This is a genomic window from Streptomyces sp. NRRL S-337 (assembly GCF_000720175.1).
In the GTDB taxonomy this organism is placed as follows: domain Bacteria; phylum Actinomycetota; class Actinomycetes; order Streptomycetales; family Streptomycetaceae; genus Streptomyces; species Streptomyces siderophoricus.
Genome location: NZ_JOIX01000001.1, coordinates 454,750 through 479,218, shown reverse-complemented (window position 1 = coordinate 479,218; position 24,469 = coordinate 454,750). Strand labels below are relative to the sequence as shown.

Below are 24,469 nucleotides of genomic sequence, written 5' to 3'. Positions count from 1 at the left end.
TCGGGCTGGCAGAGCAGTTGCTCACCCACTTCAAGACGCACATCCGCCACCCGCCGGTACGGGACCTCCTCGAATACTCTGCTGCTCCGTCGCAACGGGGCTACGCGTGGGCTGCACAGAGCAGGCCGACGAGGCCGTAGACCGCTGCTTGGGAGGCGCTGTATCCGAACGGGCAACTGCTACGGATCAATTTCTCGGAGGACCCGGCCGCCATCGACCGCGGTCTGAGTTTTCTCGGTCGTTACTCAACCGGCCGACCAGCGGGACCTGGACGCCCGCACCCTTCGGCTGGGCCTGCCGGCGGACTTGGGCGAGCAGGTGAGGCAACAGCTTCGGATGCCTGCTGATCCCGTACGGCGCTCCGCTCGAACGTCGGCGTTTCGGCCAAACCGCCTTAACCCGCGCGCTCTTGGGCGGCAAGGGTCGGTGCACTGTGCACCTTCCGAGAACCGCTCAATCCCAGGGGGCGCAACCCGACCGAAAGACATGTGTTCGAAATCGGGGTGGCGTCGTTGGGCACACCGACACTGCCATCACGTCCATGAGGGGGAGCACATTGACGCCAGTGGAACCAGGCGGCGACGAGAACGAGAACCCGCCGAAGGTCGCGACCGCGGACAGCATCTCGGACGCCGAGCGTGAGTTGTACGGCGGCCGGCTGCGTTATGACCAGTCCTACGTGCGCCACGAAGGCCCGCTCACCCGGCTGAAGTTCGGGCACATGGCGGCTGCGCTTCCGCGCATGGTGGGCATGGTGCTGCGCACGGGGTGGCGGACGGACCGGCGGGCGCTGTCGGGCGTTGTGGCGGCACAGCTTGGGCAGGGCGTGACGGCCGGCTGGGGGCTGGTGGCGGTCAACAGCGTTCTCACACAGCTGTTCGCCGACGGTCCGACTGCGGACAAGCTCCGCGACGCGCTGCCGTCGCTGGCGGTGCTCGCGGTCGCGGCGGTGGCGACTGCCGTGTTGTCGGCGTGGTCGACGGCCATGTCCGGCCGGCTCGAACCGCAGGTGGAGCGGGCTGTCTCCGCCCGGTACTACACGGCCGTCACCGGCGTGGAGGTGGAGGCGACCGAGCGGCCGGAGGTCCAGCGGGTCCTGGAGGCGGGGAAGTTCGGCACCGATTCTGTCCGCAGCATGCTCCGGCTGTCGGTGGGCGTGGGCGAGGTGGTGATCGGCATGGTGGCAGCGGCGGTCGTGCTGGCGTCGCTGCATTGGGCGCTGCTGCCGATGCTGCTGGCGATCGCCCTGCCCAAGGGGTGGGGTGCGGTCCGCTCCGCGCGCCGTGAGTACCTCTCGCGGATGAACTGGGTTGACCACCGCAGGGCGATCGCCTCGCTGCTGGCCTACCTGACCCGCCCGCACGCCGCCGGTGAAATCCGTGTGCACGCCGCCGGCACGAAGCTGCTGTCCAGCTACGAGGAGATGTCGAGGCAGACGGAGGCGGAGCAGCGGCGCCTGGCCCGCGCGCAGGCATCCACGGACCTCGTCGCGGGAGCGTTCGCCGGCGTGGCTTCGCTGGCCTGCTACGGCGTGTTGTGGTGGCTCCTGGCGACCGGTGGTCTGCCGCTCGCCGTCGGCGGGACCGCGGTGATCGCCATCCGCACATCGACGGCGCGCCTCACGTCGCTGGTGCAGCAGGTCAACCGGCTGTATGAGGAGCTGCTGTACCTCACTGACACGGAGGACGCCATCAGGGTGGCGGGTGAGAACGCCATCCCGCTCACTGGCACGCCGCTGCCCGCGCCGGTGCGGGAGGTCCGGACGGAGTCGGTGTCGTTCACCTATCCGGGAGCGGACTCCCCTGCCCTGAAGGGCGTGAGCGTGCGGGTCCCCCGGGGGAAGGTGACGGCCCTGGTGGGGGCGAACGGTTCGGGGAAGACCACCTTGACGAAGGTGCTGGCCGGGTTGCTCCTTCCCACGGAGGGGAGCGTGTGGTGGGAGGGAGGCTCGGGCGGACCGGTTGAACTCCGTGAGGCGGACCGTGCCCAGGTGTTCGCCGCGGTCGGGGTGCTGGCGCAGGACTTCCCGCGCTGGGAGATGACGGCGGCCGCGAACGTGGCCATCGGCGCCGGCGACCGTGCCCGGGAAATGGACCGCGTCCGCACGGCCGCTGGGGACGCGGGCGTGCTCGACCTGGTCGAGGGCCTGCCGCACGGCTGGGACTCGATCGTTTTCAAGGGCTACGAGCGCGGTGTCCAGCTCTCGGGCGGACAGTGGCAGAAGCTGGGGACCGCTCGCACTCGGTACCGCCAGGCGCCGTTCCTGCTGGTCGATGAGCCCACCAGCGCCCTGGATCCGCATGCGGAGATCGCCGCGTTCGAGGGGCTGTGGTCCCTGGCGCAGGAGGGCCACGCGATCGTCCTCGTCACCCACCGGCTGGCCGCGACCATGAGGGCCGACCACATCTACGTCCTCGATCAGGGTCGCGTCGTCGAGGCCGGCACGCACGAGGACCTGATGGCCCGCCACGGCCTGTACCAGGGCATGTTCACGGCCCAGGCCGCCCAGTACGGGATCGCGCCCGCAGCCGACGCGGTTCCCCGCCCCCGCGGCAACCAGTCGTCCGACCACGAGACGGCGAGCTGACCCACCAGCGCGACTTTCACAAGCCCGGCCCGCAATATGGCCCCCCCATCGAAGGCGAGACGACGCACGTGCCACCCAGCCCTTCCTTGATCCGTAAGGCCGTCGAGGCGTACCTCAACCGCCACCCTGACGAGCGTGACGCCGTGGCCGAACTGCTCGCCGCGCTGGACCGGCCCGTCGACGCGACCGCCCGGACGACGCTGCCCGGTCACGTCACCTGCAGCGCCGTCGTCATCGACCGCGAGCGACGGGTCCTGCACATTCGGCACCGGGCCACCGGCGGCCGCATGCTCGTCCCGGGCGGTCACATCGAGCCCGCCGACCGCACGCTGCTCGCCGCGGCGCTGCGTGAGGTGTCGGAGGAGGCCGGGATCCCGCCGGGCGCCCTGTGCCTGACCCGGCAGACGCTCGGCTCTCCCATCGACATCGACGTCCACGACATCGACGCCAACCTGTCCAAGGGCGAACCGGCTCACCGACACTACGACTTCCGCTACGTGTTCTACCTCGCCGACGAGGAGCCGCCCGCGATCACCCTGCAGGACGAAGAGGTGTCCGGTGCCCGGTGGACTCCCATGTCGGAGGTCGCCTCGCCGATGCTGCGCGCGAAACTCCTCCGGGCGCAGCTGGACGGTCAGCCGGATCCGGTGAACGCCTCCGTTCTGGTCCATGATGGGCAGGGCCGCTACCTGCTCCATCTACGCGACCACATGCCCGGCATCGCGCAGCCAGGAGCATTCGCCCTTCTCGGCGGCGGCCGCAACCACGACGATCAGAGCCTTGAGGGCACCCTGCTTCGTGAGCTGTCCGAGGAGGTCCCCGGGCTCCGCCTCGAAAACCTGGCGCCGTACGCCGTGGTGACGGCCACCAGCGTCCATGGGCTTAGCGTTCCGGTTCAGGTCTTCGCGGGGCGCTGGCGTGGCAATCCCGACCGGCTCCGGCTGCAGGAAGGGGTGCTGCTGCGCTGGTTCACCCCCGACCAGCTGGACCGACTGCGCCTGAGCCCCGCGACAGCCGACCTCATCCACCGGCACGCGTCCGTGAACACGCCGGACGGACGGCCGGCCGAGGCCGCTCCGCCGTGGGACGGCGGGGCCCGGACCGTGCTGAACGGCATCGGCGTCCACCTCCACCTGCAGGACGACGAGGGCCGAGTGCTCCTCGGGCTGCGCCATCCCAACTCCCGCTACGCAGGCGACACCTGGCACTACCTCGCCGGGCGCTGCGAGCAAGAGTCCGCTATGACCACACCCGCCAGATTCGACGCCAGCACGGTCACCTACAACTGCTGGGACATCACCCGGCCTGGCGGGAGCAGCTGGCCGAGGGCGGACGCCTCGTCCTGCCGCTCGAGATCAGCGGCTACACCCGGGCGATCGCCTTCGAGCAGTGCGGCCGGGCGCGGCACGCCCGCCGCTTCACCTACTGCGCCCACGGAGGGCCTGGAGGAGGCGCTACGCGGGCCGCGGCACGAGGTTGTCACCGGCGTCACCATAGAGGCGGGTGCCTATTTCGGCTCCCTGCATCTGTATGCGGCCACACCCTGCTCGCCTTCTGCCGGCCGGCCGCGCACCAGGACACGGGCGTCACCGGTATCGCAAAGGACCGTGACGCACCGGCCATCGTCGGCGACGCCTCGCTGGCCTACCTGACGCATGTCTAACCCGGCACGGCGAACGCCCCGAGGACAAGGAGTGGGAGTGGGTCGTTCACGCCTTCGGCGAGCAGGGCCCGCAGTTCGCCGAGCAGTTGGCGGCCACAGTATGGGCCTGGGAACGCTAACGGCGCGCCAACGACACCAGCGAGCACGCTGATTGCCTACTGACGGTCTACCCGGCCCGGCACGCCCGACGATCTGCCCGCCGTGGACCAGGCGGTGTTCAACGCTGGCGGCCCGCTCGCACACGCTCAGCCGAAAGATCAGGTTCTTGTACGCCGGCCCTCTCCCGTCGGCCGACGGCCACTGCGCGCTCTCCACGGCACCGCGGATCGCGGCGATCTCCTCCATCGCGTCGATGCATCGCTGATCGTGCCCCGGTCGTCATGGATCCGCGCGCCTCGTCCTGCAGCGACGCGGAACTGGAGAGATCTTGATCCCCAAAGGCACTCTCCGGCTGACCCTCGAGGACGTCATCGAAGCTTTCCTGCGACCACCAATCGCCATCCAGCACCAGCCCCTGGTCGGCCGAGTCCTGCGCCCCGATATACCCCTGCGCCGTCACACTCCGGAACCCGATCAGCCCAGTGAGCCAGAGACCGGCGAACGACACGGTGATCGCGGGGGCGAGGACCAGGAGCGGACCGAGATGGACGTCCTCCGGGACCAACGGTCCACCACCGTGATCACCAAGATGAGCACGATCGGGATCAGCATCAGCGCGCGGCTCGACTGCCGTGGCTGCCGCACGCCAGCCAAGCCGTGCCCAGCGTTCACATCTTCCACATAGCCACCGTCGACGGCAGCTGACGCACCGGGACCGCTGTGACCACCCGTGATATGTACAGCTGCTTCAGCGTGAATGTCCACGGCGGCCCGGCGTGCCGAGGATGGGGCCGGGGGATGCGACGGGTCACGATTCAGCATGGGTGTGCCGCTCCGGCGACGCGAATGAACGCGAAAGGGGTCCCGTGTCCATCGAGGAGAACAAGAGGCTGGTTCGTCGCTTCTACCAGGAGATCGACGAGGGCGACCTGGATGCCATGGACGAGCTTGTGGCCGAGGACTACCAAGACCACTCACCGCCGCCGTTTCCGGGGTTCGCACCCGGCCGCGAGGGACTCAAGCAGGCGTTTCGTCTGTTCTGGGAGGCCACACCCGGAACCCACGAGATCGAGGACCAGATCGCGGAGGGCGACAAAGTCGTGACCCGGCTGAGGGCACGGGGCATCCACGAGAAGGGCCTCCCGGGCATCCCTGCCACCGGCATGCCGATCACGATGACCGCGACGGTGATTCACCGCATCGAGAACGGCAAGCTCGCCGAGAAGTGGTCGGACAAGGATCTCCTCGGCTTCCTTCAGCAGCTCGGCGTCATCCCGACGCCCGGCGGGGCATCGGGATAGTTGAGAGCGGCACCGCGATCCGAGCTCCGTCCGCGGTCGGAACCGCAATCTCCTGTCGCGGGAGCACCCGGGGCCGTTCAGCCTGAGATCACGAGTGGACAAGGAGCCGTGAGATGCATTTCGTCCTGCTGGCGACCCACACGCCGGACATCTGTCCCACCGCCAACACGACGACGCGCGACCTGTTGCTGAAGATCGCTCCTGACCTGCCGAGCCTCGCCCAGCAGGCAGGCGTCGACATCGTGGCCGGTCCCTTCGTCAACCGCGAGCACACGGTTGTCGTGGTCGTACAGTCCGACAAGGCCGAGAACGTCGACCGCTTCCTCATGGAGGCTCGTCTCCCCCAGTGGAACAGCGTCCGTGTGCTGCCGTCGCTGACCATGGAAGAAGGTCTCACCGAGATCCGAGCGCAGACGCCGATCTTCTGACCGGCCCGAGCAGGCACGGGCAGTGTTCCGGTGCGGGCGACCAGGTGCGCCATGGCCTGCCGCTGACGCAGAGCCTCGGCGAACCGGGTGCGGTCGTCTCCCATCTCGGCCAGTATCCGAGCGACGAACTGGACGCCGGGCCCGGGAAGCGGAGAATCGGTCGGCTCCGCCCGGCGTGCATATCGCGGCGGATACCCGCTTTCATGGGCGAATCGACCAACGTGACGAGGAGAGCGTCGCGTTCGCCTGCGTAGTCGACGAGCTGCGGTAGCTGCTTCTCGGCCAGTGCGATGTTCTGGGTGAAGTGCCCTACGAGGAGCGGCATTTCATGGGAGGGCGCCGGACTCCGTTGATGGGAATCCGGCGCCCCAATCCTCCTCAGTGAGGGTGGGCCGGGGTTCGTATGGGAACACCCAGGTCAGTGTGGCCCTTCAGCTCACTTGCGACCGCTTGCGGTTGCCGGGCCCTGCGAGCGTCTGCGGTTGCGGAGGCGTACGGCGATGGCGCCGCCGGCAAGCGCGACCGCCACTCCCGAGGCGCCGAGTTGCAGGGGAGCCGGGGAGGAAGATGCCGGCGTGGACGGAGATGAGGGTGGGCCCGCGGGACCGAATCCGCCGGCCAGTCCTTTGCGGTCATACGCGGACCCCGGCATCTTGTCCGCGTAGCGGCTGTGTACCAGCTTCTGGTAGGCGGCGAGCGTCACCGTCCGCTTGCCTCCCAGTCCCGAGGCCGCTTCCCGGTTGAGCGGTTCGACGATGTCGTTCTTCAGGCGGTACCAGGCGTGGATCTGCGGTTCGGTGAAGACCTTCGAGTGGTCCGTGGTCTGTTTGCCGTAGGTGAGGTCGCTGTCGCCGTCGCGCAGACCCATCAGGTGCCAACCGCCGCTGCCACCACCGCTCTTGGCCGTGGAGGCCAGCAGGACCGTGGCTTTGTGCCCGCTGGCGTCGTTCGCCCGGGAGGCCAGGTACGACAGGCGTGTCACGTTGCCCGCGGTGGGCTTCGTTTTCCCGGTGACGAATTCGGGTGCGAGCTCGTACAGCGCGATCGGGTCCTTCAAGGTCAACGCCTGCTGGTCATCGTGTGCCCCAGGCGCCATCGGCGCCGTCGCACCCGAGCCGCCGTCAGCGCCTGCGTTCGCCGTCGCGCCGAGGAATCGGGAGACCGCGTTGTGCACATGCGCGGTCCTGAGCACCTGCCGTGCGCCCTCGTAGTCGGGAATGCCGCTCGGGCCATCGGCCGCCTGCGCCGGGCCGCACAAGGCGGTGGAGAGCAGGGTCGCCGCCGCGCCGAGGGTAAGGGCGAGACGAGTAGCACTTTGCTGTAGAGAACTTTCCTTGCTGCGCATTGCTGCCTGCCTTACTTGTGTATCCCGACGCGGGAGTGGGTCCATTGGAACCTTGAGTTGCTTACGTAGTCGTTGAAGTTCCACCAGGTGTAGGTCTGCGTGGTCTGCCAGGGGTCAGCGACCGCGATCATGTGCGATGACGGGTCGTAGCCGTAGATGACGTTCATGTGGCCGCCGCCGGAATTCCATCCGATACGGACGGCGAAAGGGCGTTTACCGTCAATCTCCTTGCCTGTCTCCGAGAAGGAGGCATTGCGGTCGAGGCCGTATCCGGTGTCGCCCAGGCCGATGTTCGCAAGGCCGTTGGCCACGTCGTCGAGCGTGGCAGGCTGGTTGTCACAGCTGAGGTTCCCGTTCTGGGCGGCAAGCCGGCAGAAGTCCTGCTGGCTGTACTGCCTGAAACCCCAGTACCTGGCGATGGTCAGGCCGCTGGCGTCCCAGCACCACTGGTCCTGAACCTGCTTCTGCATGTCTATCTTGAGGGCCACGCGCCCGTTGGACTTGGGGTGCCGGGACGAGCAGGATGGCAGGTTGTCGGTGTTTCCTTGGATGAACGCGTTGGCTATGAAGAACTGCCCGGAGTCCGACCAGATCCAGCGAGGGTCGTTCTCCACGGCCTCCCCCTGGACGCGACAGGTCATCGAGACCTTGCTGCCGACTGTGGCCTGACCGACGATGCGGGCGGAAAGGCTGGCCGATGACCTTTCATTGATGCCGTGGTAGTTGCCTTGACCGCCGGTCACGGTCCCGGTTACGGAACCGGCCTTGGCGTTGCCACCGCTGAGCAGGAACCCTGCGGTGATCGCGAACAATGCGACCACCGTTAGTGCTCTCCACAGCGTTTTGAAGCGAGGAAGACGCATATGCGGACTCTTTCGAGGTGTGGGGGATTGTATTGCCCAGCCATTGGGCGGATGACGCGGGAGTACGCCGATTCGCCACCTGGCGAAGCCCCTACGGGGCAGCCGGTGCGCGTTTCATGAAACGCGGTCTGGACCTACCTGTCGGCACTTTTGGCGCGCGCTCTGTTGCCGCTTCATTTCGCTGTGCATGTCCACGCCGCACACAGGGCGAACGGCAGCGAAAAAACCGGCGGCACCTCCCTAGCCGTCACGCTCGGATTGCGCAGGAGAATTAGTACAGCATCTTCACCGGCTGATCAAATGACGGTCCGTCAATCTCCCCTTGGCTACTGGTGAGTTTAGGCAAATGCGCAGGGTCGCCCATGCCCGCAAGACCCCTCGCCGACCCAACAAATTGCTGGAACTTAGGCACGTTTGCCCAATTCATGACGTCGCACTGAGTATGGCGGCCTGACACGGACAGTCACCTGGCGGTTGGCGTCTTCTGTGCGGTTCCGTTTCTGATGACAGGCGGAAAGGTCAGTCAACTGTGCGGTAATAAGAACTCTCCGTATAAGGAAGCGCCTTGTGCTTTGCTGTGGCGAACACCTATTACGATGAGCATCAACTGACCGTCGCTGAGGCGGCGTTCACCTCAAGGAGAAGGACTGCCCATGGGGAAACATGCACGAAGGCGCCAGAGCCGGTTGGGCGCACGGGTCGCCGGCACCACAGGAGCACTGACCGTCGCCCTGAGTGCCGGAGTCGGGTCGGCCGCCGCCGCCGGGAAGAGCACCGGTACGCCCATGACCGCGGCGACGGCATGGGACGACGTGGCGCAAGCCCCGTGCCAGGCGGCGGCGTTGGACGTGCCGCCGACCCCGGGCCAGCTGACTCTCCCCGCCCCGTCCGGGCGCCTCCGTGTTGGAACGGTCGACCTCCACCTGCGCGACTCGTCATGCATGGATCCGTGGACGCCCAGGCAGCAAAGTGAGTTGCTCGCTGCACGGGCACCGGGGCCAGTCGACTGCACAGGTTCAGGACTTGGCCGGTCGCGGCTGCTGGTCGTCACCATGGACCACACCTACGATTCCGGCGACGTGGTGTTCCCCGGCGGGCGCCATGAGGTGAACTTGATGCCGCCAGGCCCCAAATCGCGCCACATGATCGCCATACGCGCAGCGGGCACCCACTTCGTCATCGACCAGCTGGACAAGATCGCCCGCGGCCACAACCCCGATGTGGAACACAAGCCGCTCCCTCACGGGCTGACCCAAGCCGCGAGCACCAAACAAGCCAGCTCCTCGGATCGTCGGCCGACAAGCCGCTTGACCGCCCCTTCATGCTGTTCAGTTCCAAGCACCACAACCGCAACAGCGATCGGAGCTGGGCACGGTTTTGGAAGCACCTGCACGGCGAGCGGCTCGACTTGAAACTGCGCCGTTCTGGGCACATCTCCTCCATCGACCACCAGGTCCTGTTCCCCCCAGGCACCGGGCGCATTCGGGCTGGCCCCGCCCCAACTGGCGCAGATACTCGGCACGATCGATCCCAACCGCTCCATCGAGGTCCAACGCACCTACCTCGCGGCTCTTTTCGACAAGCACCTGCGCCACCGGCGCAGCCACATCCTCGACGGCCCCTCACACCATTACCCGGAGATCGACTTCATCCGCTGAACCGACCGAGGTCACCGCCGCCGCACAGTGCACAGCGCGGCGGCATACCGCAGCCGTACACCCGCCCCACACGCCGCACGCTGCACCTGCGGCAGATGCCGTTCACCACGACACCACACACTGAGGAGAATCATGGCCAGAGCAGCCCGGTATCTCGCGGCCCTCGTGCTGCTCATCTCCGCCCTTGTCCTTCCTGAGGCTCTCCAGCCACTGCCGGTGCCGAGGGGGCACCGCTGCCGTACCCGACGCGCTCCGACTACCGCATCAAGGGCATCCAGCCGGACTTCTGGCCCAACAAGGACGAGATCTCCTGCAACAACGCCGGCGGCGTGTCCATGAACCTCGTCTGGGCGGCCTGGGAGCCAAGCGCCAAACAGCACCCTGCCCCGCCGGTGAGCAGGAATCCGACGGTCACTGCTTCACCATCCGGCCCGAGGTGGACTCGGCCATCAAGGGGGGACCGACCGGGGCCTGGTGGTCACCGCCCTCGTCTACGGCACGCCCACCTGGGCCCGCCAAGACAGACCCTGCGATCCCCCACCCGGCTACGAAGTGTTCTGCGTACCTCATAATCCGGCCGACTTCGGACGATTCGCCGGAATGCTGGCCCAACGCTACGACGGACTCCACGGGCACGGCCGGATCGCCGACTTCGTGATCGACAACGAGGTCAACACCAACACCTGGTTCAACATCGGCTGCGGCCGAGGCAAACCCTGCGACACCACGCAATGGCTCGATCAGATCGCCGCCAACTACAACGAAGCAGTTCCCGCACACACCCTCCGCCTGGACGATCCAGCTCACCGAGAGCGGCATCAACTCCGGAGATCACTCCAGCGAGTCGCAACAGGCCACAGCCGTATGCGACGCCTTCCGCAATGTGCTCGGCACACCGGACATCGAGAGCTACATCTACCACCGTATGCAGGACGACCCCGGCGAGGGCGGCCTCCAACTCGGCCTTCGCACAACGGCGCCGTTGCGGAGCTGCGAAGCGAGACCCAGGCAGTTACCCCAGTCGTCCGTCAGGCCCCCGGTCTACGGGCGGATGGTGCTGGAGTGTGCCATCCACCGCAGCGTGGCCCAACACGCCACCCGACTCCACCAGGCCGCCTGCGCCGACGGTATTCGCGGTGGCGTCGAGGAAACGCTCCAGCACGCCCAGGTGCTGACCGATGTGCTCGCCGACCTCGCCAGTCGGGGGAACCCAGCCCCTCCCCGTGCAGCCCCCGGCGCCGAGCGGAGCGTCGACGGAACAGCCCCAGCCAGCGGATGAACAGATTCTCGCCGATGAGGAGTTCCTCCTCGGCTGCCTGAGCGCCCGTCCCGAAAAGCTGCGTGATGTCGTCGGCTGGCTCCAACCAGGCGACTTCGCCGATGCGGGCCACCGGCAGATCTATCGCCCCCTGGGGGCACTTCATCACCGGGGCGAGCCGATCGACCAGCTGACCGTGCTCTGGGAAACGCAGCGCCGGGGCGCGCTGACCGTCGGATCACTCGACACTGAACGCGTCCTTCGGATCTGTGATCCGTCGGCGTCCGCCGGTACGGCCGACTACTACGGCGAACAGATCGTCCAAGCCTCGCTCGTGCGAACAACCGACCCGGGGCTTCTCCCCCTGCGGCCCGCGTCAGTGCGGCCCGATCCCGCACCCGGCCCCATCTCGCCGCCGTCGGCTTTTCCACGCCGCCCACCCAGGCTTGGTCTCCGGCTGCCGTTGGATCGTCACCACCGCAGGAGTCCCTCATGACGGAATCGGGCAGGCCTCATCACCCTGGGGCCACGCGGCGCTGAGCGCGGTTGCCGGGGGCTGGCGCACTTGACGACAGCGTTGTGAGCGGCAGAACGCCTGCCTTGCCCTCACCGATGCCGCCCATGACCGACTGCGGAAGAGCAATTGTCCATACCTGTGGTCGGGTTGATCGTCTGTACGGCTGCATCCATCCCTTTGTGCCTACAGAAACCTGCGTCGTCCTCGTTGCAGGGTAGGCCCAAGGAGAACGGCAACAGCGTGTCCCCGCCGGAGTGAAATACCGCCGAATCGCGCATGAATACTGAGGCTGCACGCCGAACCGTCCGGCCCCGGTGCGCCGGTGGCCGTCAGTGGCGTTCGGCGGCGAACGGGCCCTCGTCGACGAAGCGGCGCAGCAGGCGTGCGAAGGCTTGGGCGTCCGCCTGGGGCCAGGTAGCGAGCGAGGACTCGATGCCGGCCGCCAGTCGCTGTCTGGTGACCGACACGATGTTGTGACCCTGCTCGGTGAGCGCGAGGAGGGTCGCGCGGCCGTCGGCCGGGTCGGGCTGGCGCTGGAGCAGGCCGGCCTGCTCCAGTCGGTCGGCGCGGCGGGTCACGGTGGTGCGGTCCAGTCCGATCTCGCGACCAAGGTCGGCGGCGCTGTACGCCCCGGTCCGGGCCAGGCCGCTGAGGACCGGGTAAGTGAGGTCGTCGACCGCTTCCCCCAGTCCCTCGGTCAGCTGGGCGTAGAGGCGGGCGCGAGTGCTCCGCCGCAGAAGCAGGCCCAGCGCATCGGCGATGTCGTGTCCCGTCGAGTTCTTCACCCCTCCAGATTAGCGTGCGCGACACACGCTTTTCCTGTACGTTAATAAGCGTGCTTAAGGCACGCATCTCCGACCGATGCGCGACGGGTCACTCCCGCGCCCAACCGAAGGAATCCCCATGAACCGCACCGACGTCCGCACCGCCCTCACCGACCTGCTCCTCACTCCGGGCCTCGACCTCGACGAGGCCGCCGACCGGCACTTCGCCCCCGACTACCGCCAGCGCACCGACGGAAGCTGGGACAACCGCACCGAGTTCCTCGCTCACATCGCCCACCTGCGCACGGTCGTCGCCGGCGGTTCGGTCGAGGTCCACGACGAGCTCTTCTCCGGCGACCGCTACGCCGACCGCCACACGATGGAGGTCCTCAAGACCGACGGCTCCACCGTCCGCATGGAGGTCTACCTCTTCGGCGAGTTCGCCCCCGACGGCCGCTTCCGCCGCATCGAGGAGACCACCCTCATGCTCGAAGGCACCGACGCCGACCGGAACCTCGGCAGCGCCCGCTGAGCCGCATTACCCACCTGACGCCACGAGGCCGCCGCCGTCCCCGTCGTCGCGGATCGGCGCGCGGCCGTCATGGCGCATCGTCCCAAATGTGAGAGGAAGTGCTTGTCATGCTCGACGTGCTCATCGCAGGGGCCGGCCCGGTGGGGCTCTGGCTCGCCGCGGAGTTGCGCCTGCACGGGGTGGAGGTGACCGTCGTGGAACGGCGGGCGGCACCGGACGGACGGTCGCGCGCGGTCGGCATGCAGGCCGGCACGCTGGACACCTTCGCCACCCGCGGCCTCGCGGAGCGGTTCATCGAACGCGGCACCCCGGTGCCGACCGGCCACTTCGGCGCGGCGACCACCCGGCTGGACTTCTCCGCAGTCGGGGCGGTGCACCCCTTCATGCTGGCGCTCGGTCAGTCCGTCACCGAACAGCTCCTGGAGGAGCACGCCGTCGCCGTGGGCGCCCGTGTCCTGCGCGGGGAGGAGGTCGTCTCGCTCACCCAGAGACCGGACGCCGTCGAGGTGGTGATCCGGGCCGGCGGCACCCATCGGACCGTGCGGGCCCGCTGGGTGGTGGGCTGCGACGGCACCCGCAGCGCGGTGCGCCGGGCGGCCGGCATCGACTTCCCCGGCCAGGACACCACCTTGACCGGGTGGCTCGCCGACGTCGAACTCGACGATCCGCCCGCCGCGCCGCTCGCCGCCACCGGGCCGGCCGGTTCGTTCCTGGCGGCCCCGATCGGCGACGGTGTCCACCGACTGGCGGGCCTCTCCACGGCCACCATGCACCATGGCACCGGCGAGCCACTGACCCTGGAGGAGGTGCGCGAGCAGACCCGCACGCTGCTGGGGCGGGACCTGGGCATCCGCAACCCCCGGTGGCTGTCGCGCTACGGCAATGCCACCCGCCAGGCCGCGCGGTACCGGGCCGGACGGGTGCTGGTGGCCGGGGACGCGGCGCACATGTTCTTCCCGGCTGGTGGGCAGGGTATGAACCTCGGCATTCAGGACGCCACCAATCTGGGCTGGAAGCTGGCCGCCACCCTCCAGGGCCGGGCGCCCGACGGACTACTCGACAGTTACGACACGGAGCGCCGGCCGGTCGCCCGCGCCGTCATCGACAACACCCGCGCGCAGCTCGCCCTGTTCGCGGCGGCGAGCCCGGAGCAGATCGCGCTGCGCGAGGTCTGGTCCGCCGCGCTCGCCGAACCGCGGACCAACCGCCAGTGGGCCCGCCGGATCGCCGGATTCGACGACCCGCTCCCCGCCGACACCAAATCCGGCGCGCACCCGCTGAACGGCACTCGACTGGCCGGCCTCGCCCTGGACACAGCCGACGCATCCACCGCCCACCCGTTGATGCACCACGGCCGACCGCTACTGCTGGACCTCGGCGGGACGCGGACACCGTGCCCCGTGGATGGCCTGGAACAACGGGCAGGAACCGTCAACACCGAGGCGGCGCATCCGATCTGGCGGGACGTCACCGCCGTCCTCATCCGGCCGGACGCCCGGATCGCCTGGGCCAGCACCGACACCGACGCACAGCGCCGGGCCGCGGACTGCCTCACCACCCTGCGCACCCTGTGCCGCTGAACGCCGCGCGGTGAGCCCACCCGCCGGCCCCGCTCGGCGGCCCTCTCTCACGGATCCGGCCCGATCAGCGCGCGGCGCCCCCAGCCTCCAGGCGGGGGTACCCGCCACCATCCGTGCATCGCAAGGCGGGGAAGCCCCGGGCGCTGGGCCGGACGGCCCATGGCGCCCGCGACGCTCGGCAGGCGCCCTTCGAACGGGCCAAGGGACTCGGTGGCAGCTGCGCGGTTCCCCTTGGGAGATTCCTGGACTCGGGGAGATGGCCGTGTTCCACGATCCTGATGGTGCTGCGGACCGGCGTCGCATGGCGTGATGTCCCTGCGGAGCCGGTGGGCTGCTCCGGAGTAACGGCCTGACGTCGACTGCGGGACTGGACTGCGGCCAGGTGTGGCCGCGCCTGCACGCGACCCTGCTGACCGAGCTGCGCCGTGTGGGCCTGCTGGAGCTGGACGACTGCTCCGCGGACGGGTCGCACGTCCGGGCTTTCAAAGGGGGGATCACGTCGGCCCTCGCCCGTGGATCGAGCCCGCCCCGGCTCCAAGCACCATCTGATCGTCGACCGCCACAGAACCCGCTCGCTGTCACTCTCATTTGCGGCAACCAACACGACGTCACCCAGCCGCTGCCGCTGCTGGATGCCGTTCCGCCGATCCAGGGACTTCGCGGACGACCTCGCCGCAAGCCGCGGCGCTTGTACGCTGACCGAGGCTACGACTTCGACAAGTACCGCCGCCTGCTGTGAAAAGCGCGACATCAAACCCCTGATCGCCCGACGCGGCGTCGCCCACGGCTCTGGACTGGGCAAGGTGCGCTGGGTGGTCGAGCGCGCCTTCGCCTGGCTCCACCAGTTCAAACGGCTCCGCGCTCGCTACGAACGACGCGCCGATCTCCACCAGGGTCTGCTCGAACTGGCCTGCAGCCTGATCTGCATCCGACGTCTGTCCAGCGGCCCCCGAGTGATCAACTAGGAGTTCGAGCGCAGCCCCAAGGCACTGTGCTGAATCAGGCCGGGGGGGGTATCGGCAGAACCCGACTCCCGGCGCGACAGCTCCACCAGCTTCGCGCGGAGGTCGGGCGCTGGTTCGCCAAGCACGATGGCGCTGATCACCAACTCAAGCATGACGCAGTCGTAGGCATCGTCCGTGCCCCGATAGCGCTCAGAATCACGTTCAACTACCGCACTGGCGATCCGCCAACCACCGCCATCAACCGGCGCGAAGGTCGCCGCGAAGACTCCGTTACCGGTCCAGCTTCGGTGCAGGAAGACGACCTCGTCCTCTGCGAAGACGTGCCACTTCTCATCCATGTCCCGCGACGCGTGGCCACGCTGGATCTGTTCCCAGTCTTCATCTGACCAGATTCGCTGGGGCAGCTGCGGCATCGGCTGAGGAGCCGATATCAGCTGGACACGACCGGAAAACGTGGACCGGGTTACGCGTTCGTCAGCAGGCATGGAGTGATCATACGGACGCACCCGAGCGTCACAGAATCCCGTCCCTCAAGGACCTCGCTGTGAAACGACCTGTTGCTGTGACGACTTGCTCTTCCGGGATCGGCGTGACGTGGACTGAGAGACACCGACGCATCACGGAGCTAAGGCGTGTCCGACGGGTCGTCATCCGGTGGACCGTCCGAAGCTCTTTGGCGCCGGTGAAAGCAGTCCTGCGCCGCAAGCACGTCGTCTCCGTAGGCCGCTGCCCAGGCGCCCAGTGCGCGGATCGGGGTGAGCAGGGCGGTGCCTGCCTCGGTCAGGGCGTAGTCGACGCGGGGCGGGGCCTCGGCGTAACGGCGGCGCTGCACCAGGCCGTTGTACGCGAGCCGCCGAAGCGCGTCGTTGAGCACCTTGGGGCTGATCCCGCCGATGCGGGCCTGCAGCTCACGCGGGCGCATCGGGCCCGACTCGCCGAGGACGTAAATGACCACGCTGTCCCAGCGGTTGGCCAGTACCTCGACGGCGATGCGCGCCCGGCAGTCCGCCGCGAACGGTTCCCCGCCCAGGTCGGCCCCGTCCCCATCCACCTGTCCCATGCGGACATCCTGCCCCGGCCGATGCCTACCGGACGGTGTGCATCGGCTCGCCTAGCGTCCGGGGCATGACATTCCACAACGCGAACGGGAGCAGGACGATGCGCATCGGAATTCTCGGCACAGGCGCCATGGCAGCAGCACTGGGCCGGGCCTGGGTACGGGCCGGACACGAGGTCATGGTGGGGGGCCGCAACGCCGCTTCCGCCGCCGCCACGGCCGCCCGCATCGGGGCCGCCGCGCACGGCGGCCTCGCCGAGACGGCGCGGTACGGCGAGGCGATACTGCTCGCCGTTCCCGCCGACGCGGCATCGCAGCTGGCCGGGGAACTGGCAGCGAGCCTCGCCGGAAGGACCGTCCTCGACTGCACCGTGCCGATGCAGCCTTCCAGCGACGGCAGCCCGGTCCTGTCCACCGCCGGAGGTACGGACTCGGTCGCCCTGCGCATCGCCGCAGCCGCGCCCTCCGCCCATGTTGCCAAGGTGTTCGGCATCTGCCACGAGAGCATCTGGACCGTTCCCCAACTGGCCTTCGAGGGTGCTGCGCTGGCGGTGCCCTTCTGCACGGACGCCCCGCCCGCCGCCGCTGTGACGAGGAAGTTGATCACGTCGATGGGCTGCACCCCGCTGCCGTGCGGCGGTCTGGAGCGGGCGGCGCTCCTGGAGGCCGCAGCGGTCTTCGCCATCGGCGTGTGGTGGGCCGGCAGCGAAGTCCGCCACGCCTTCCCCGCCCCAGCCCTGGCCCCCGGCGCCGTCGACGACTAAAGCCTGTCCGACGGGTCGCGTGACCGTGCGGTTTCGGTGACGTTCCGGCCAGCGTGGAGCGACCCGACGGATCGGGAGTGGGTCCGGCTTGATCCGCATTTGCCGAAGAACAGAGGCGGGCGGTCGGTGGACGTGCCACCGGAAGGTGATCAACGGAATCTTGTTCCGGCAGCCGACCGGCGACCCGTGGTGCGACCCGCCGCCGCGATTCGACAAACCACCCCTGCACGCACGGTTCGCGCGCGACGCGCGCCCTCATCACTACGGAGCGGACACAAGCTCCCGATAGGAGGGAGCACGTCCCGCCTCGGACGCTGACAGCGATCCGGGCGACTCGACTGCCCTAGATCGTGGCCGTAGAGGGGTGCTCGCCGTCCAGCGCTCGTTCCGGCTCAAGCAACCCCCGCGGGCGCGAGGCAGTCTTGCCAGGCAGGTGTCGAGGTGGGGCAGTGCCCGCGCCGGCCGCCGGAATACGTGGTGGAAGGCGATGTGCCGAGTGTTTGAGTGAGGGTGGAGATGACGAATCTGAACACCGTGGTGACGTGGGTTGACGGACGCGAGAGGCTGCCTGGGAGCGGTACACCGGTGGCAGCGGCGATCACGGGCCGGTATCCAGCTGACAGTGCCACTGAGTCCGTGGCCGACACAGCGCTGGGTGAGGAATTTTGGCTGGTGAGGCCCACGGTCTTCATGACTCTGCACTGGAGTGAGGACGAGGCCGAGCACAGGGACTGCATCGTCGACTCCGACGGGGTGGTCCGCTTGCCCCACGGCCTCGCCAGTGCCGAAACCGTGACGCACTGGGCCGAGTTGCCCACCCTGCCGGGTGGGACGACGCACCTCGTCCTCGGGAAAGGCGTGCAGTCAGCCCTGCAGCACGCGCGGGACGCTCGCCCCCGCACCTGAGGCACACCCTGGTCGGACACGTGGCGGGTCCATACGTAGCCGGTCGGTCTATCGGAGCCGGCTACAAGGCGCCGCGCAGGGTCTCCCTCTGGAGACGGCTGGTGAGACAGTCGTGCGTTGGCGAGCGGTCCTCAGGAGGTTCGAACTGGAGCACACGTTGCGGTTCATGAAACAGTCGGACCGGCCGAGGATCCACACCCTGGCTCTGTTCCCGCCCAGCAGCAGCAGTTGTTCACCGGTTTGAGCAGTGTGCGGGGTCGGCTGCGATTCGAACAGTGCAGGAGTCTGGGCGGCGCCGAGGCAGCCAATTTCGGCTGAGGGGCCTGGGGGCCGAGGCGCTCACACCGTGGTGGCCAGCTACCCAGGCGCCGTCGTCGGGACCCTCTCGTACGTGGACGCGGGCGTTGAACCAGCGTGAGTGACCAGCGCCCCCCGCAGCAGCCCTGGTCCGTGAGCGGTTCTCACCACTCAAGCGCCACAACCGCAACGTGCCGGGCGCAAACAGCTTCACCGCGTTCGTGCCGCGCGAGAGGCTGCGGCCCCTGCGAGACCCGATGCGGCGAGCGGGACGATGACGGTGGGGACCGCCCGGTGGCCTACGCGTCTGCGGCTGGGTTACTTGACGTCGACCCGTCCTACCCGGTCGGGACCGGTCGTCAGTGCCTCGCACGTGGTCTGCCACATGGGGGCGCCCGGGTGGAGCTGGGTGTGGAGGTAGGCCGCGGTGAGCCGGGCAAGGGCGGCAACTCGCTCGGGGTCCTCGTCGGTGGTCTCGGCGGCGTCGTATCCGGCGATCCCGCCGAGTCCGTGTTCCGCGTCGAACAGGGTGAGCAGGGTCTTGGGGCCGGGGGCGAGGGTGTAGGGGTCGGCGTGCCAGTCCGGTCCCATGTCCGTGAAGTGCCGCGAGTCATCCTTGTCGCCGGCGACGACCAGCGCGGGTGCGGTCATGGTGGAGAAGTCGACCGCCCCGATGATGGGCCATTGCTCGGCCATGGGCCCGTTGAGGACGTCGCCGCCCCTGCCGGGCGCGGCGAGCAGTACGCCCGCCTTGATCCGGGGCTCGACGAGGTGCACCACGTTCCCGGTGTCGGGGTCGGTGAGGCCGGCGCCCAGCAGGAGGGCGGCGGTGAAGCCGCCGAGCGAGTGCCCGGCGAGGGCGACCTTGGTGTGGTCGATTCGTCCGGCGAGCTGCGGCACGGCGTTCTCGATCACGTCGAGCCGGTCGAGGATGTGGGTCATGTCCTCGGCGCGGGAGCGCCAGAAGTCGGGTGCGCCTGGTGCGTCGGCGACCAGGTGGCTCAGTGTCCTGGAGGTGAGGTGGGTGGGCTGGACGACGACGAATCCGTGTGCCGCCCAGAAGTTGGCGAGCGGCGCGTAGCCGTTGAGCGAGGAGAGGTTGTTCGAGGGGCCGTGACCGTGGGAGAGGAGGATGACGGGCAGGCTGGTTCCGGTCACGGGCGCGGAGACGCGCACCTGGAGGTTCACGGGACGTCCGGGCACGGAGAGGACTACGGGGCTGAAGGACAGGACCGGCACGGGTGTGCCCAAGGTGTCGGCGCTGGTGGCGGTGGATGTGCTCACGATGTGGGTTCCCTTTCGGTGGCGCCTGCCGCCCGCCCGGTCACCTGCGGCCGGCGGGCGGACAAGACGGTCAGGAGCGCCCCGTTTCGGTTAACCTGAAACGGAACACCGCTCCACTACTATCTGGAGCAGTGATCCGTTTTGTCAAGCGATGTGTAAGGAGAACGTGATGGCCACTGAGGGCCCCGCAGGGGAGGCGCCGTCCCGAAGCAAGCGGTCCGACGCCCAGCGCAACCGACAGACGGTACTCACCGCCGCCGCCGAGGTCTTCGTCACCTCCGGCGTCGACGCCCCGATCCGCCAGATCGCGGCCCAGGCAGGCGTCGGGATGGCCACGATCTACCGCCACTTCCCGAGCCGGGCGGATCTGGTCACCGCGGTCTACCACCACCAGATCGAGGCATGCGCCGAGGCCGGCCCCCGTCTGCTGACGAGTGCCGACTCCCCGCTCGACGCACTGCGCCAATGGGTCGACCTTTTCGTCGACTTCCTGGTCACCAAGCACGGACTCGCCGACGCCCTGCAGTCGGACAGCGACCGCTTCGCCGCGCTGCACGCCCACTTCCTCGACCGCCTGCTACCCGTCTGCGCCCAACTGCTCGACGCCGCGGCCGAGGCCGACGAAATCAGGCCCGGTACGCAGCCCTACGAGCTGATGCGCGGCATCGGCAACCTCTGCATCGGACGCAACAACGACCCCCGGTACGACCCCCGGCGCCTGATCGCCCTCCTCCTCCAGGGACTCCAGCAATCTGGACGAGCCGAACGATGAGTGCCTTGAACAGGCGCTGGACCTCGTTGCAGGTGAGCGGTATCAGCCCGTCCGGCCTGGGCCGGCGGGCGTCTTCGTCGGCGCGGACGACGGCGAGAAAGGCATGGGCGAGCATCGCGAGAGTGACCCAGCGGTGCCAGGACGTCCAGCGTCTGACCTGGTGTTCGGCCAGTCCGGCCAGGCCCTTGCCGGACTGGAAGGTCTCTTCGACGGTCCATCTGTGTCCAGCGACCTGCACCAGGGTGGACAATGGCCTCTGGCTCGCTGAGTAGCAGCGGTAAAAGGCGAGTTCGCCGGTGCGCCGGTTGCGGCGCACGAGCAGATGATGGTGGCCGGCCGTCGACGATGTCGGCCAGGGCCCAGTCGTAGAAGCGGTGCCCCTTTGCTCCGACGCCGGCGGAGAGCTTCTGCCAGGCCCGCTTCGGCAGCTTCTTGACCAGGACGTCGGCCCTGAACTTGCCCGCGCGGGTGCTGATCTGGTGGTCTCGGCCGACGGCGAGTACGTAACCGGTCCCACGCCTTTCCAGCTCGGTTCGCAGGTGGGGTTGCCTCCGTAGATTTCATCGCCGGCCACCCATGACGCGGGGACGCCGGCGTCCAGCGCACGGCAGATCATGCGGGCGGCGAGGGCGGGTTTCGTGGTGAAGCGGACGGTGTCGGGTATCCCGGCCGCACGGCAGCGGGCCGTGTCCTCAGTCCAGGAACGCGGGACATACAGCTCTCGGTCGATCGCCGCATGCCCGAGCGGGGTGGAGAAGGCAAGCTAGACGGCGACCTGACTGTTCTCGATGCGTCCGTGCGGTGCCGGTGTACTGGCGCTGCACACCCACCGTGTGCATGCCCTTCTTCAGGTCGCCGGTCTCATCCACCACCAGCACCGCGTCCTCGTGGCGCAGATGCTCGACGACAAAGCTGCGGATGTCGTCACGTACTGCATCGGCATCCCATTTGGCCCTCGACAGCAGGTGCTGCAGACCGTAGGGGGTCGCATCCCCGGCATGCTCAGCGAGCGTCCAGTAGTTCCTGCGTGGCAGCTCAGACAACAGTCCCAGCACGAACGCCCGCGCCCGGCGCCGTGGTTCCACCCTCACGAACCGCCCCGCGACACGGCCCATCAGCACCTCGAACGTCTCATGCCAGCGGCCGGGATCTACGCTGTGCCCCGCGGCCACCGACTGATCTTCTGTCTTCACACACCAATGATCACCGGTGGCCGCGGCCGCCTCCAGACAGGTCCACCGGCACGATCACGGCCTGACCGCGGAGCCCTGCCCGAACCAGCCAGTGGCGGCCACCACCTCGCGCGCGATGTCCGCGACGGCACGCCCGTCCGTCGCCACCCTCACCGCATCCGCAGGAGTCCGCTGATCCAGCAACCGCGCCTTACGCGTACTACTCTCCCACTCCGTCTCCAGCTCCGAGCCAAGTTCCCGGCGCTCCAGCCGTGCACGCGTAGTGGCATCGGTGGCCGTGAGCAGAACCCTCACGATCCGCACCCGACCGCCCATGGCCCGCTCGAACATGCCGGTCGCCTCGGGCACCACGCTCAGCGTGTTCGTGTAGATCAAACGCCGGTAACCCCGCCGGGCGTAGTTCGCCCACACCGCAGTCAGATTGCTCTCAGTGATCTCCGCGCGGTGAGGGTCTCCCTCCGGAGCCGGGTGCACCTGCCCCATGAAGTCACCGTCGATGACCGCATGAGGAACCGCAGCGCCCCGCAACAACACCGAAACCTCCCACCCAACACTCGTCTTGCCAACCCCGGCCCGTCCTCCGATGAGTAGCACTTCGGCGTGATCCATGGCCGCAGCCTGGCAGCCCACCTCTGTCTGGTGCGATCGAATATTGATCAGCCAAGATCGCGATCTTCAGCTGGAGTACTAGGAGCGTCTGCTGCAACAAGTGCAATCCGCGGCAATTGCTGCTGGGACGGTTGCCCGGAACATCTCGGCCGGATTTCACGATCGTGCGCTCCCATCACAGTACGGCGGGCGCTCGCACATCTCGCCACCAGCTGCTACCGGACGCCGAACTCTTCCGCCCGGCCCCAGGCCCGCACTGCCTAGATGATCAATTCCAAGGGATGCCTGCGGAGGGTGTGGGGTGGGCGGCGGCCGCAGCCACCGCGAGACGGTCAGGCGGCGGGCTGCCGGCCCTGGTTGTCGAGGTGGCAGCGGGCGGTCAGGCGCCAGGGTCGACTTCGGGGTGCGTGAACCGCACGGGCTTGCCCAGCGACCGGGCGTAGGCGATTTCGGCTCGGGTGCTGTCTCCGATGTAATCGCCGACTACGAGCACCTCATCAGCGAGCCGGATCTTCGCCCCGTGCAGATCGTCGAGTCGAACCTTCAGCGCCTCGGCCTCGACAGGATCGGACCAAAGTTCGTGCGGCGACTTCATGTCACAGCCCGGTTTGACGACAATCTTTCCGGCTTTGGTCTCCCGCAGATCGGCCTCGTTCATCTCGGTCATGAAACGGGTGGAGCCGCAGATCACGACGATACGCGGGAGGCTCAACAGCTTCTTCGCGTCGGCGAGCTTCTCCTCGGGAGTGAGCAGTTGCGGGTATGACACTGGTTCCTCCTGGTGGTGTGGTCCAAGGGGTGCCTGCGGAGACGAGAACGAAGGTGTCCAAGATCGTTTTATGACGAACCACGTGGACACCCTCGCGACAGCACTCTATGCGCGACCGACGACATGCTGAAGGAGCATCCCGACCTGGCGCCGTGGCGCCCGCCGGTCGGCATTACGCCCCGCCTGAGCGATGCCGAACTGGTCACCCTCGCCACGATGCAGGCCATACTCGGCTACACCTCCGAGGCCACATGGCTCCGCCATGCCCGTGCCCACCTGCGCCACCTCTGCCCCTACCTGCCCCAGCAGCCCGGCTACAACAAGCGGCTGCGCAAGGCCGCCGGTCTGATGCGAAGCGTCAACCGGATCCTGGCCACCACCACCTCGGTGTGGAGCGACGACGTATGGGTCGTGGGCTCCACCCCGGTGGAATGCGGCCGCTCCCGCGAGACCGTCAAACGCTCCGAGCTGGCAGGTTGGGCCGAATACGGCTACTGCGCCAGCCGCAGCCGCTTCTTTTGGGGCCTGCGTCTGGTCTGCACCCTTCAGGGCCTGCCCATCGCCTTACCCCTGACCGGGGCCAAGGCCGACGAACGCGAGACCCTCCTTGACCTCCTGGCAGCCAAATGCGAGCTTCTGCGAGAGCGTCCCCGACAGACTCTCATCGGCGACAAGAACTACTTCGGCCGTGGTTTCGAACGCGAACTGCCCGAGCATGGAGTCCAGTCGCTGCGGCCTGCCCGTAAAGGTGAACGGGAACGACCTGGCGCAGCCCTGTTCAAGCCGCTGCGACAGGTCATCGAATCGATCAACGAGACTTTCAAGCGACCAGGCACCCTCGCCAACCCGTGATCATCATTGTGGCGCCCCGCTCATGCGGCTCCACAACCCTCGCCCTACGGCTGTTGGCCGAGCACACTGCTGACAACACCGCCGTGGTCAAGCTGGACGCGGACTGGAAGGCTCCCAGCAAGGGCCGCCTGCCGCTGGAGAGGACGCACGCCTACGGGACGCCGTCCATCACGTCTTCACGAGTGAGCACCCGTCGGCCCGAGTCGAACAGCAGGCTTCTCCTGTGCCCGGACCGGCTGTCCCTCGCCGCCCAGCGGCTCGCCTTGCAGCCGCGAGTGGTGGCGGCTGTAGAGGACGTATACGGCAAGGGCCGCGGCGAGCCAGCAGGCGAACATGAGGTACGTGGGCGCCGGCAGGCCGTAGAGGAGATAGCCGCAGAAGGCGATGGACAGCAAGGGCACCACCG

21 protein-coding genes and 4 pseudogenes are annotated in these 24,469 nt (G+C 68.2%); 14 read left to right on the top strand and 11 right to left on the bottom strand.

Features of this window, described 5'->3' with window-relative positions; genetic code table 11:
* Nucleotides 1–541 precede the first annotated feature (541 nt).
* The 4 genes from IG62_RS0102125 (at nucleotide 542) to IG62_RS0102105 (ending at nucleotide 6,078) form a co-directional block, all read left to right on the top strand.
* Complete coding sequence (locus IG62_RS0102125; RefSeq protein WP_078871746.1) at nucleotides 542–2,587, top strand: ABC transporter ATP-binding protein; 2,046 nt, start codon at nucleotides 542–544, stop codon at nucleotides 2,585–2,587.
* A gap of 68 nt (nucleotides 2,588–2,655) precedes the next feature.
* Nucleotides 2,656–4,239 (top strand): NUDIX hydrolase, encoded by a 1,584-nt coding sequence (locus IG62_RS48240; RefSeq protein ID WP_234326172.1) that lies wholly within the window; start codon nucleotides 2,656–2,658, stop codon nucleotides 4,237–4,239.
* Nucleotides 4,240–5,215: 976 nt separating this feature from the next.
* On the top strand, nucleotides 5,216–5,650 hold the full coding sequence (locus tag IG62_RS0102110) for an ester cyclase (RefSeq protein ID WP_030796782.1): 435 nt from the start codon (nucleotides 5,216–5,218) through the stop codon (nucleotides 5,648–5,650).
* A gap of 113 nt (nucleotides 5,651–5,763) precedes the next feature.
* A complete protein-coding gene (locus tag IG62_RS0102105; protein WP_199812391.1) occupies nucleotides 5,764–6,078 on the top strand; it encodes a hypothetical protein in 315 nt (104 codons plus the stop codon).
* A gap of 436 nt (nucleotides 6,079–6,514) precedes the next feature.
* On the opposite strand, the gene IG62_RS0102100 is transcribed toward IG62_RS0102105, so the two are convergent.
* Together IG62_RS0102100 and IG62_RS42995 are read right to left on the bottom strand one after the other, a co-directional pair.
* A complete protein-coding gene (locus IG62_RS0102100; protein WP_037837634.1) occupies nucleotides 6,515–7,423 on the bottom strand; it encodes a hypothetical protein in 909 nt (302 codons plus the stop codon).
* An 11-nt stretch (nucleotides 7,424–7,434) separates the two neighbouring features.
* Nucleotides 7,435–8,244 carry a papain-like cysteine protease family protein gene (locus tag IG62_RS42995; protein WP_234326170.1) on the bottom strand — a complete coding sequence of 270 codons (810 nt, stop codon included), beginning with the start codon at nucleotides 8,242–8,244 and terminating at the stop codon, nucleotides 7,435–7,437.
* A 2,439-nt stretch (nucleotides 8,245–10,683) separates the two neighbouring features.
* Here IG62_RS42995 and IG62_RS50015 point away from each other — a divergent pair.
* The gene (locus IG62_RS50015; RefSeq protein WP_420711041.1) at nucleotides 10,684–11,223 is read left to right on the top strand and encodes a DUF5722 domain-containing protein; all 540 of its coding nucleotides are present in this window, start codon (nucleotides 10,684–10,686) and stop codon (nucleotides 11,221–11,223) included.
* Entirely contained in the window at nucleotides 11,168–11,698 is a 531-nt protein-coding gene (locus IG62_RS48235) for a DnaB-like helicase N-terminal domain-containing protein (RefSeq protein ID WP_234326168.1), read from the top strand. Before IG62_RS50015 ends, IG62_RS48235 begins: the two co-directional genes overlap by 56 nt.
* A gap of 350 nt (nucleotides 11,699–12,048) precedes the next feature.
* Here IG62_RS48235 and IG62_RS0102070 read toward each other — a convergent pair whose 3' ends face one another.
* Nucleotides 12,049–12,504: a MarR family winged helix-turn-helix transcriptional regulator gene (locus IG62_RS0102070; RefSeq protein WP_030796766.1), complete on the bottom strand. Its 456-nt coding sequence runs from the start codon at nucleotides 12,502–12,504 to the stop codon at nucleotides 12,049–12,051.
* 118 nt (nucleotides 12,505–12,622) lie between these two features.
* On the opposite strand from IG62_RS0102070, the gene IG62_RS0102065 reads away from it, so the two are divergent.
* From IG62_RS0102065 to IG62_RS44055, 3 genes and pseudogenes are all read left to right on the top strand, one after another.
* Entirely contained in the window at nucleotides 12,623–13,015 is a 393-nt protein-coding gene (locus tag IG62_RS0102065) for a nuclear transport factor 2 family protein (protein WP_030796763.1), read from the top strand.
* A gap of 107 nt (nucleotides 13,016–13,122) precedes the next feature.
* Complete coding sequence (locus IG62_RS0102060; protein WP_030796762.1) at nucleotides 13,123–14,595, top strand: FAD-dependent monooxygenase; 1,473 nt, start codon at nucleotides 13,123–13,125, stop codon at nucleotides 14,593–14,595.
* A gap of 272 nt (nucleotides 14,596–14,867) precedes the next feature.
* A pseudogene (locus IG62_RS44055) lies at nucleotides 14,868–15,560 on the top strand (IS5 family transposase); the annotation flags it as partial.
* Here IG62_RS44055 and IG62_RS0102050 read toward each other — a convergent pair.
* Both IG62_RS0102050 and IG62_RS0102045 read right to left on the bottom strand, forming a co-directional pair.
* The gene (locus IG62_RS0102050) at nucleotides 15,557–15,973 is read right to left on the bottom strand and encodes a hypothetical protein (protein ID WP_037837633.1); all 417 of its coding nucleotides are present in this window, start codon (nucleotides 15,971–15,973) and stop codon (nucleotides 15,557–15,559) included. The pseudogene IG62_RS44055 and the gene IG62_RS0102050 sit on opposite strands and share 4 nt — an antisense overlap.
* Before the next feature lie 212 nt (nucleotides 15,974–16,185).
* On the bottom strand, nucleotides 16,186–16,620 hold the full coding sequence (locus IG62_RS0102045) for a winged helix-turn-helix transcriptional regulator (protein ID WP_051797423.1): 435 nt from the start codon (nucleotides 16,618–16,620) through the stop codon (nucleotides 16,186–16,188).
* Between the two features lie 65 nt (nucleotides 16,621–16,685).
* Between IG62_RS0102045 and IG62_RS0102040 the strand changes: the two genes are divergently transcribed.
* The 3 genes and pseudogenes from IG62_RS0102040 (at nucleotide 16,686) to IG62_RS0102035 (ending at nucleotide 18,287) form a co-directional block, all read left to right on the top strand.
* Nucleotides 16,686–17,381 (top strand): NADPH-dependent F420 reductase, encoded by a 696-nt coding sequence (locus IG62_RS0102040; RefSeq protein ID WP_234326166.1) that lies wholly within the window; start codon nucleotides 16,686–16,688, stop codon nucleotides 17,379–17,381.
* Between the two features lie 36 nt (nucleotides 17,382–17,417).
* Nucleotides 17,418–17,592, top strand: a pseudogene (locus IG62_RS47665) (transposase); the annotation flags it as partial.
* A gap of 305 nt (nucleotides 17,593–17,897) precedes the next feature.
* Nucleotides 17,898–18,287 (top strand): AQJ64_40280 family protein, encoded by a 390-nt coding sequence (locus IG62_RS0102035; protein ID WP_030796752.1) that lies wholly within the window; start codon nucleotides 17,898–17,900, stop codon nucleotides 18,285–18,287.
* A 615-nt stretch (nucleotides 18,288–18,902) separates the two neighbouring features.
* On the opposite strand, the gene IG62_RS0102030 is transcribed toward IG62_RS0102035, so the two are convergent.
* Nucleotides 18,903–19,868, bottom strand: coding sequence for an alpha/beta hydrolase family protein (locus IG62_RS0102030; RefSeq protein WP_030796750.1), 966 nt, complete (start codon nucleotides 19,866–19,868; stop codon nucleotides 18,903–18,905).
* 169 nt (nucleotides 19,869–20,037) lie between these two features.
* Between IG62_RS0102030 and IG62_RS0102025 the strand changes: the two genes are divergently transcribed.
* Nucleotides 20,038–20,640 carry a TetR/AcrR family transcriptional regulator gene (locus tag IG62_RS0102025; RefSeq protein ID WP_030796748.1) on the top strand — a complete coding sequence of 201 codons (603 nt, stop codon included), beginning with the start codon at nucleotides 20,038–20,040 and terminating at the stop codon, nucleotides 20,638–20,640.
* A gap of 142 nt (nucleotides 20,641–20,782) precedes the next feature.
* On the opposite strand, the pseudogene IG62_RS50010 reads toward IG62_RS0102025, so the two are convergent.
* The 4 genes and pseudogenes from IG62_RS50010 to IG62_RS0102005 form a co-directional block, all read right to left on the bottom strand.
* Nucleotides 20,783–21,358 (bottom strand): annotated as a pseudogene (locus tag IG62_RS50010) (transposase); the annotation flags it as partial.
* Nucleotides 21,333–21,833, bottom strand: coding sequence for a transposase (locus tag IG62_RS50005; RefSeq protein ID WP_420711039.1), 501 nt, complete (start codon nucleotides 21,831–21,833; stop codon nucleotides 21,333–21,335). The pseudogene IG62_RS50010 and the gene IG62_RS50005, both read right to left, overlap by 26 nt.
* 54 nt (nucleotides 21,834–21,887) lie before the next feature.
* Nucleotides 21,888–22,442, bottom strand: a complete 555-nt coding sequence (locus IG62_RS0102010; RefSeq protein ID WP_030796746.1) for a hypothetical protein — start codon at nucleotides 22,440–22,442, stop codon at nucleotides 21,888–21,890.
* A 379-nt stretch (nucleotides 22,443–22,821) separates the two neighbouring features.
* Nucleotides 22,822–23,211 carry a hypothetical protein gene (locus tag IG62_RS0102005; protein ID WP_030796744.1) on the bottom strand — a complete coding sequence of 130 codons (390 nt, stop codon included), beginning with the start codon at nucleotides 23,209–23,211 and terminating at the stop codon, nucleotides 22,822–22,824.
* 70 nt (nucleotides 23,212–23,281) lie between these two features.
* On the opposite strand from IG62_RS0102005, the pseudogene IG62_RS41225 reads away from it, so the two are divergent.
* Nucleotides 23,282–24,036: pseudogene (locus tag IG62_RS41225) on the top strand (transposase); the annotation flags it as partial.
* Between the two features lie 203 nt (nucleotides 24,037–24,239).
* Here the strand turns inward: IG62_RS41225 and IG62_RS48230 are convergent.
* Nucleotides 24,240–24,467 (bottom strand): amino acid permease C-terminal domain-containing protein, encoded by a 228-nt coding sequence (locus tag IG62_RS48230; RefSeq protein ID WP_063755316.1) that lies wholly within the window; start codon nucleotides 24,465–24,467, stop codon nucleotides 24,240–24,242.
* Nucleotides 24,468–24,469 lie beyond the last annotated feature (2 nt).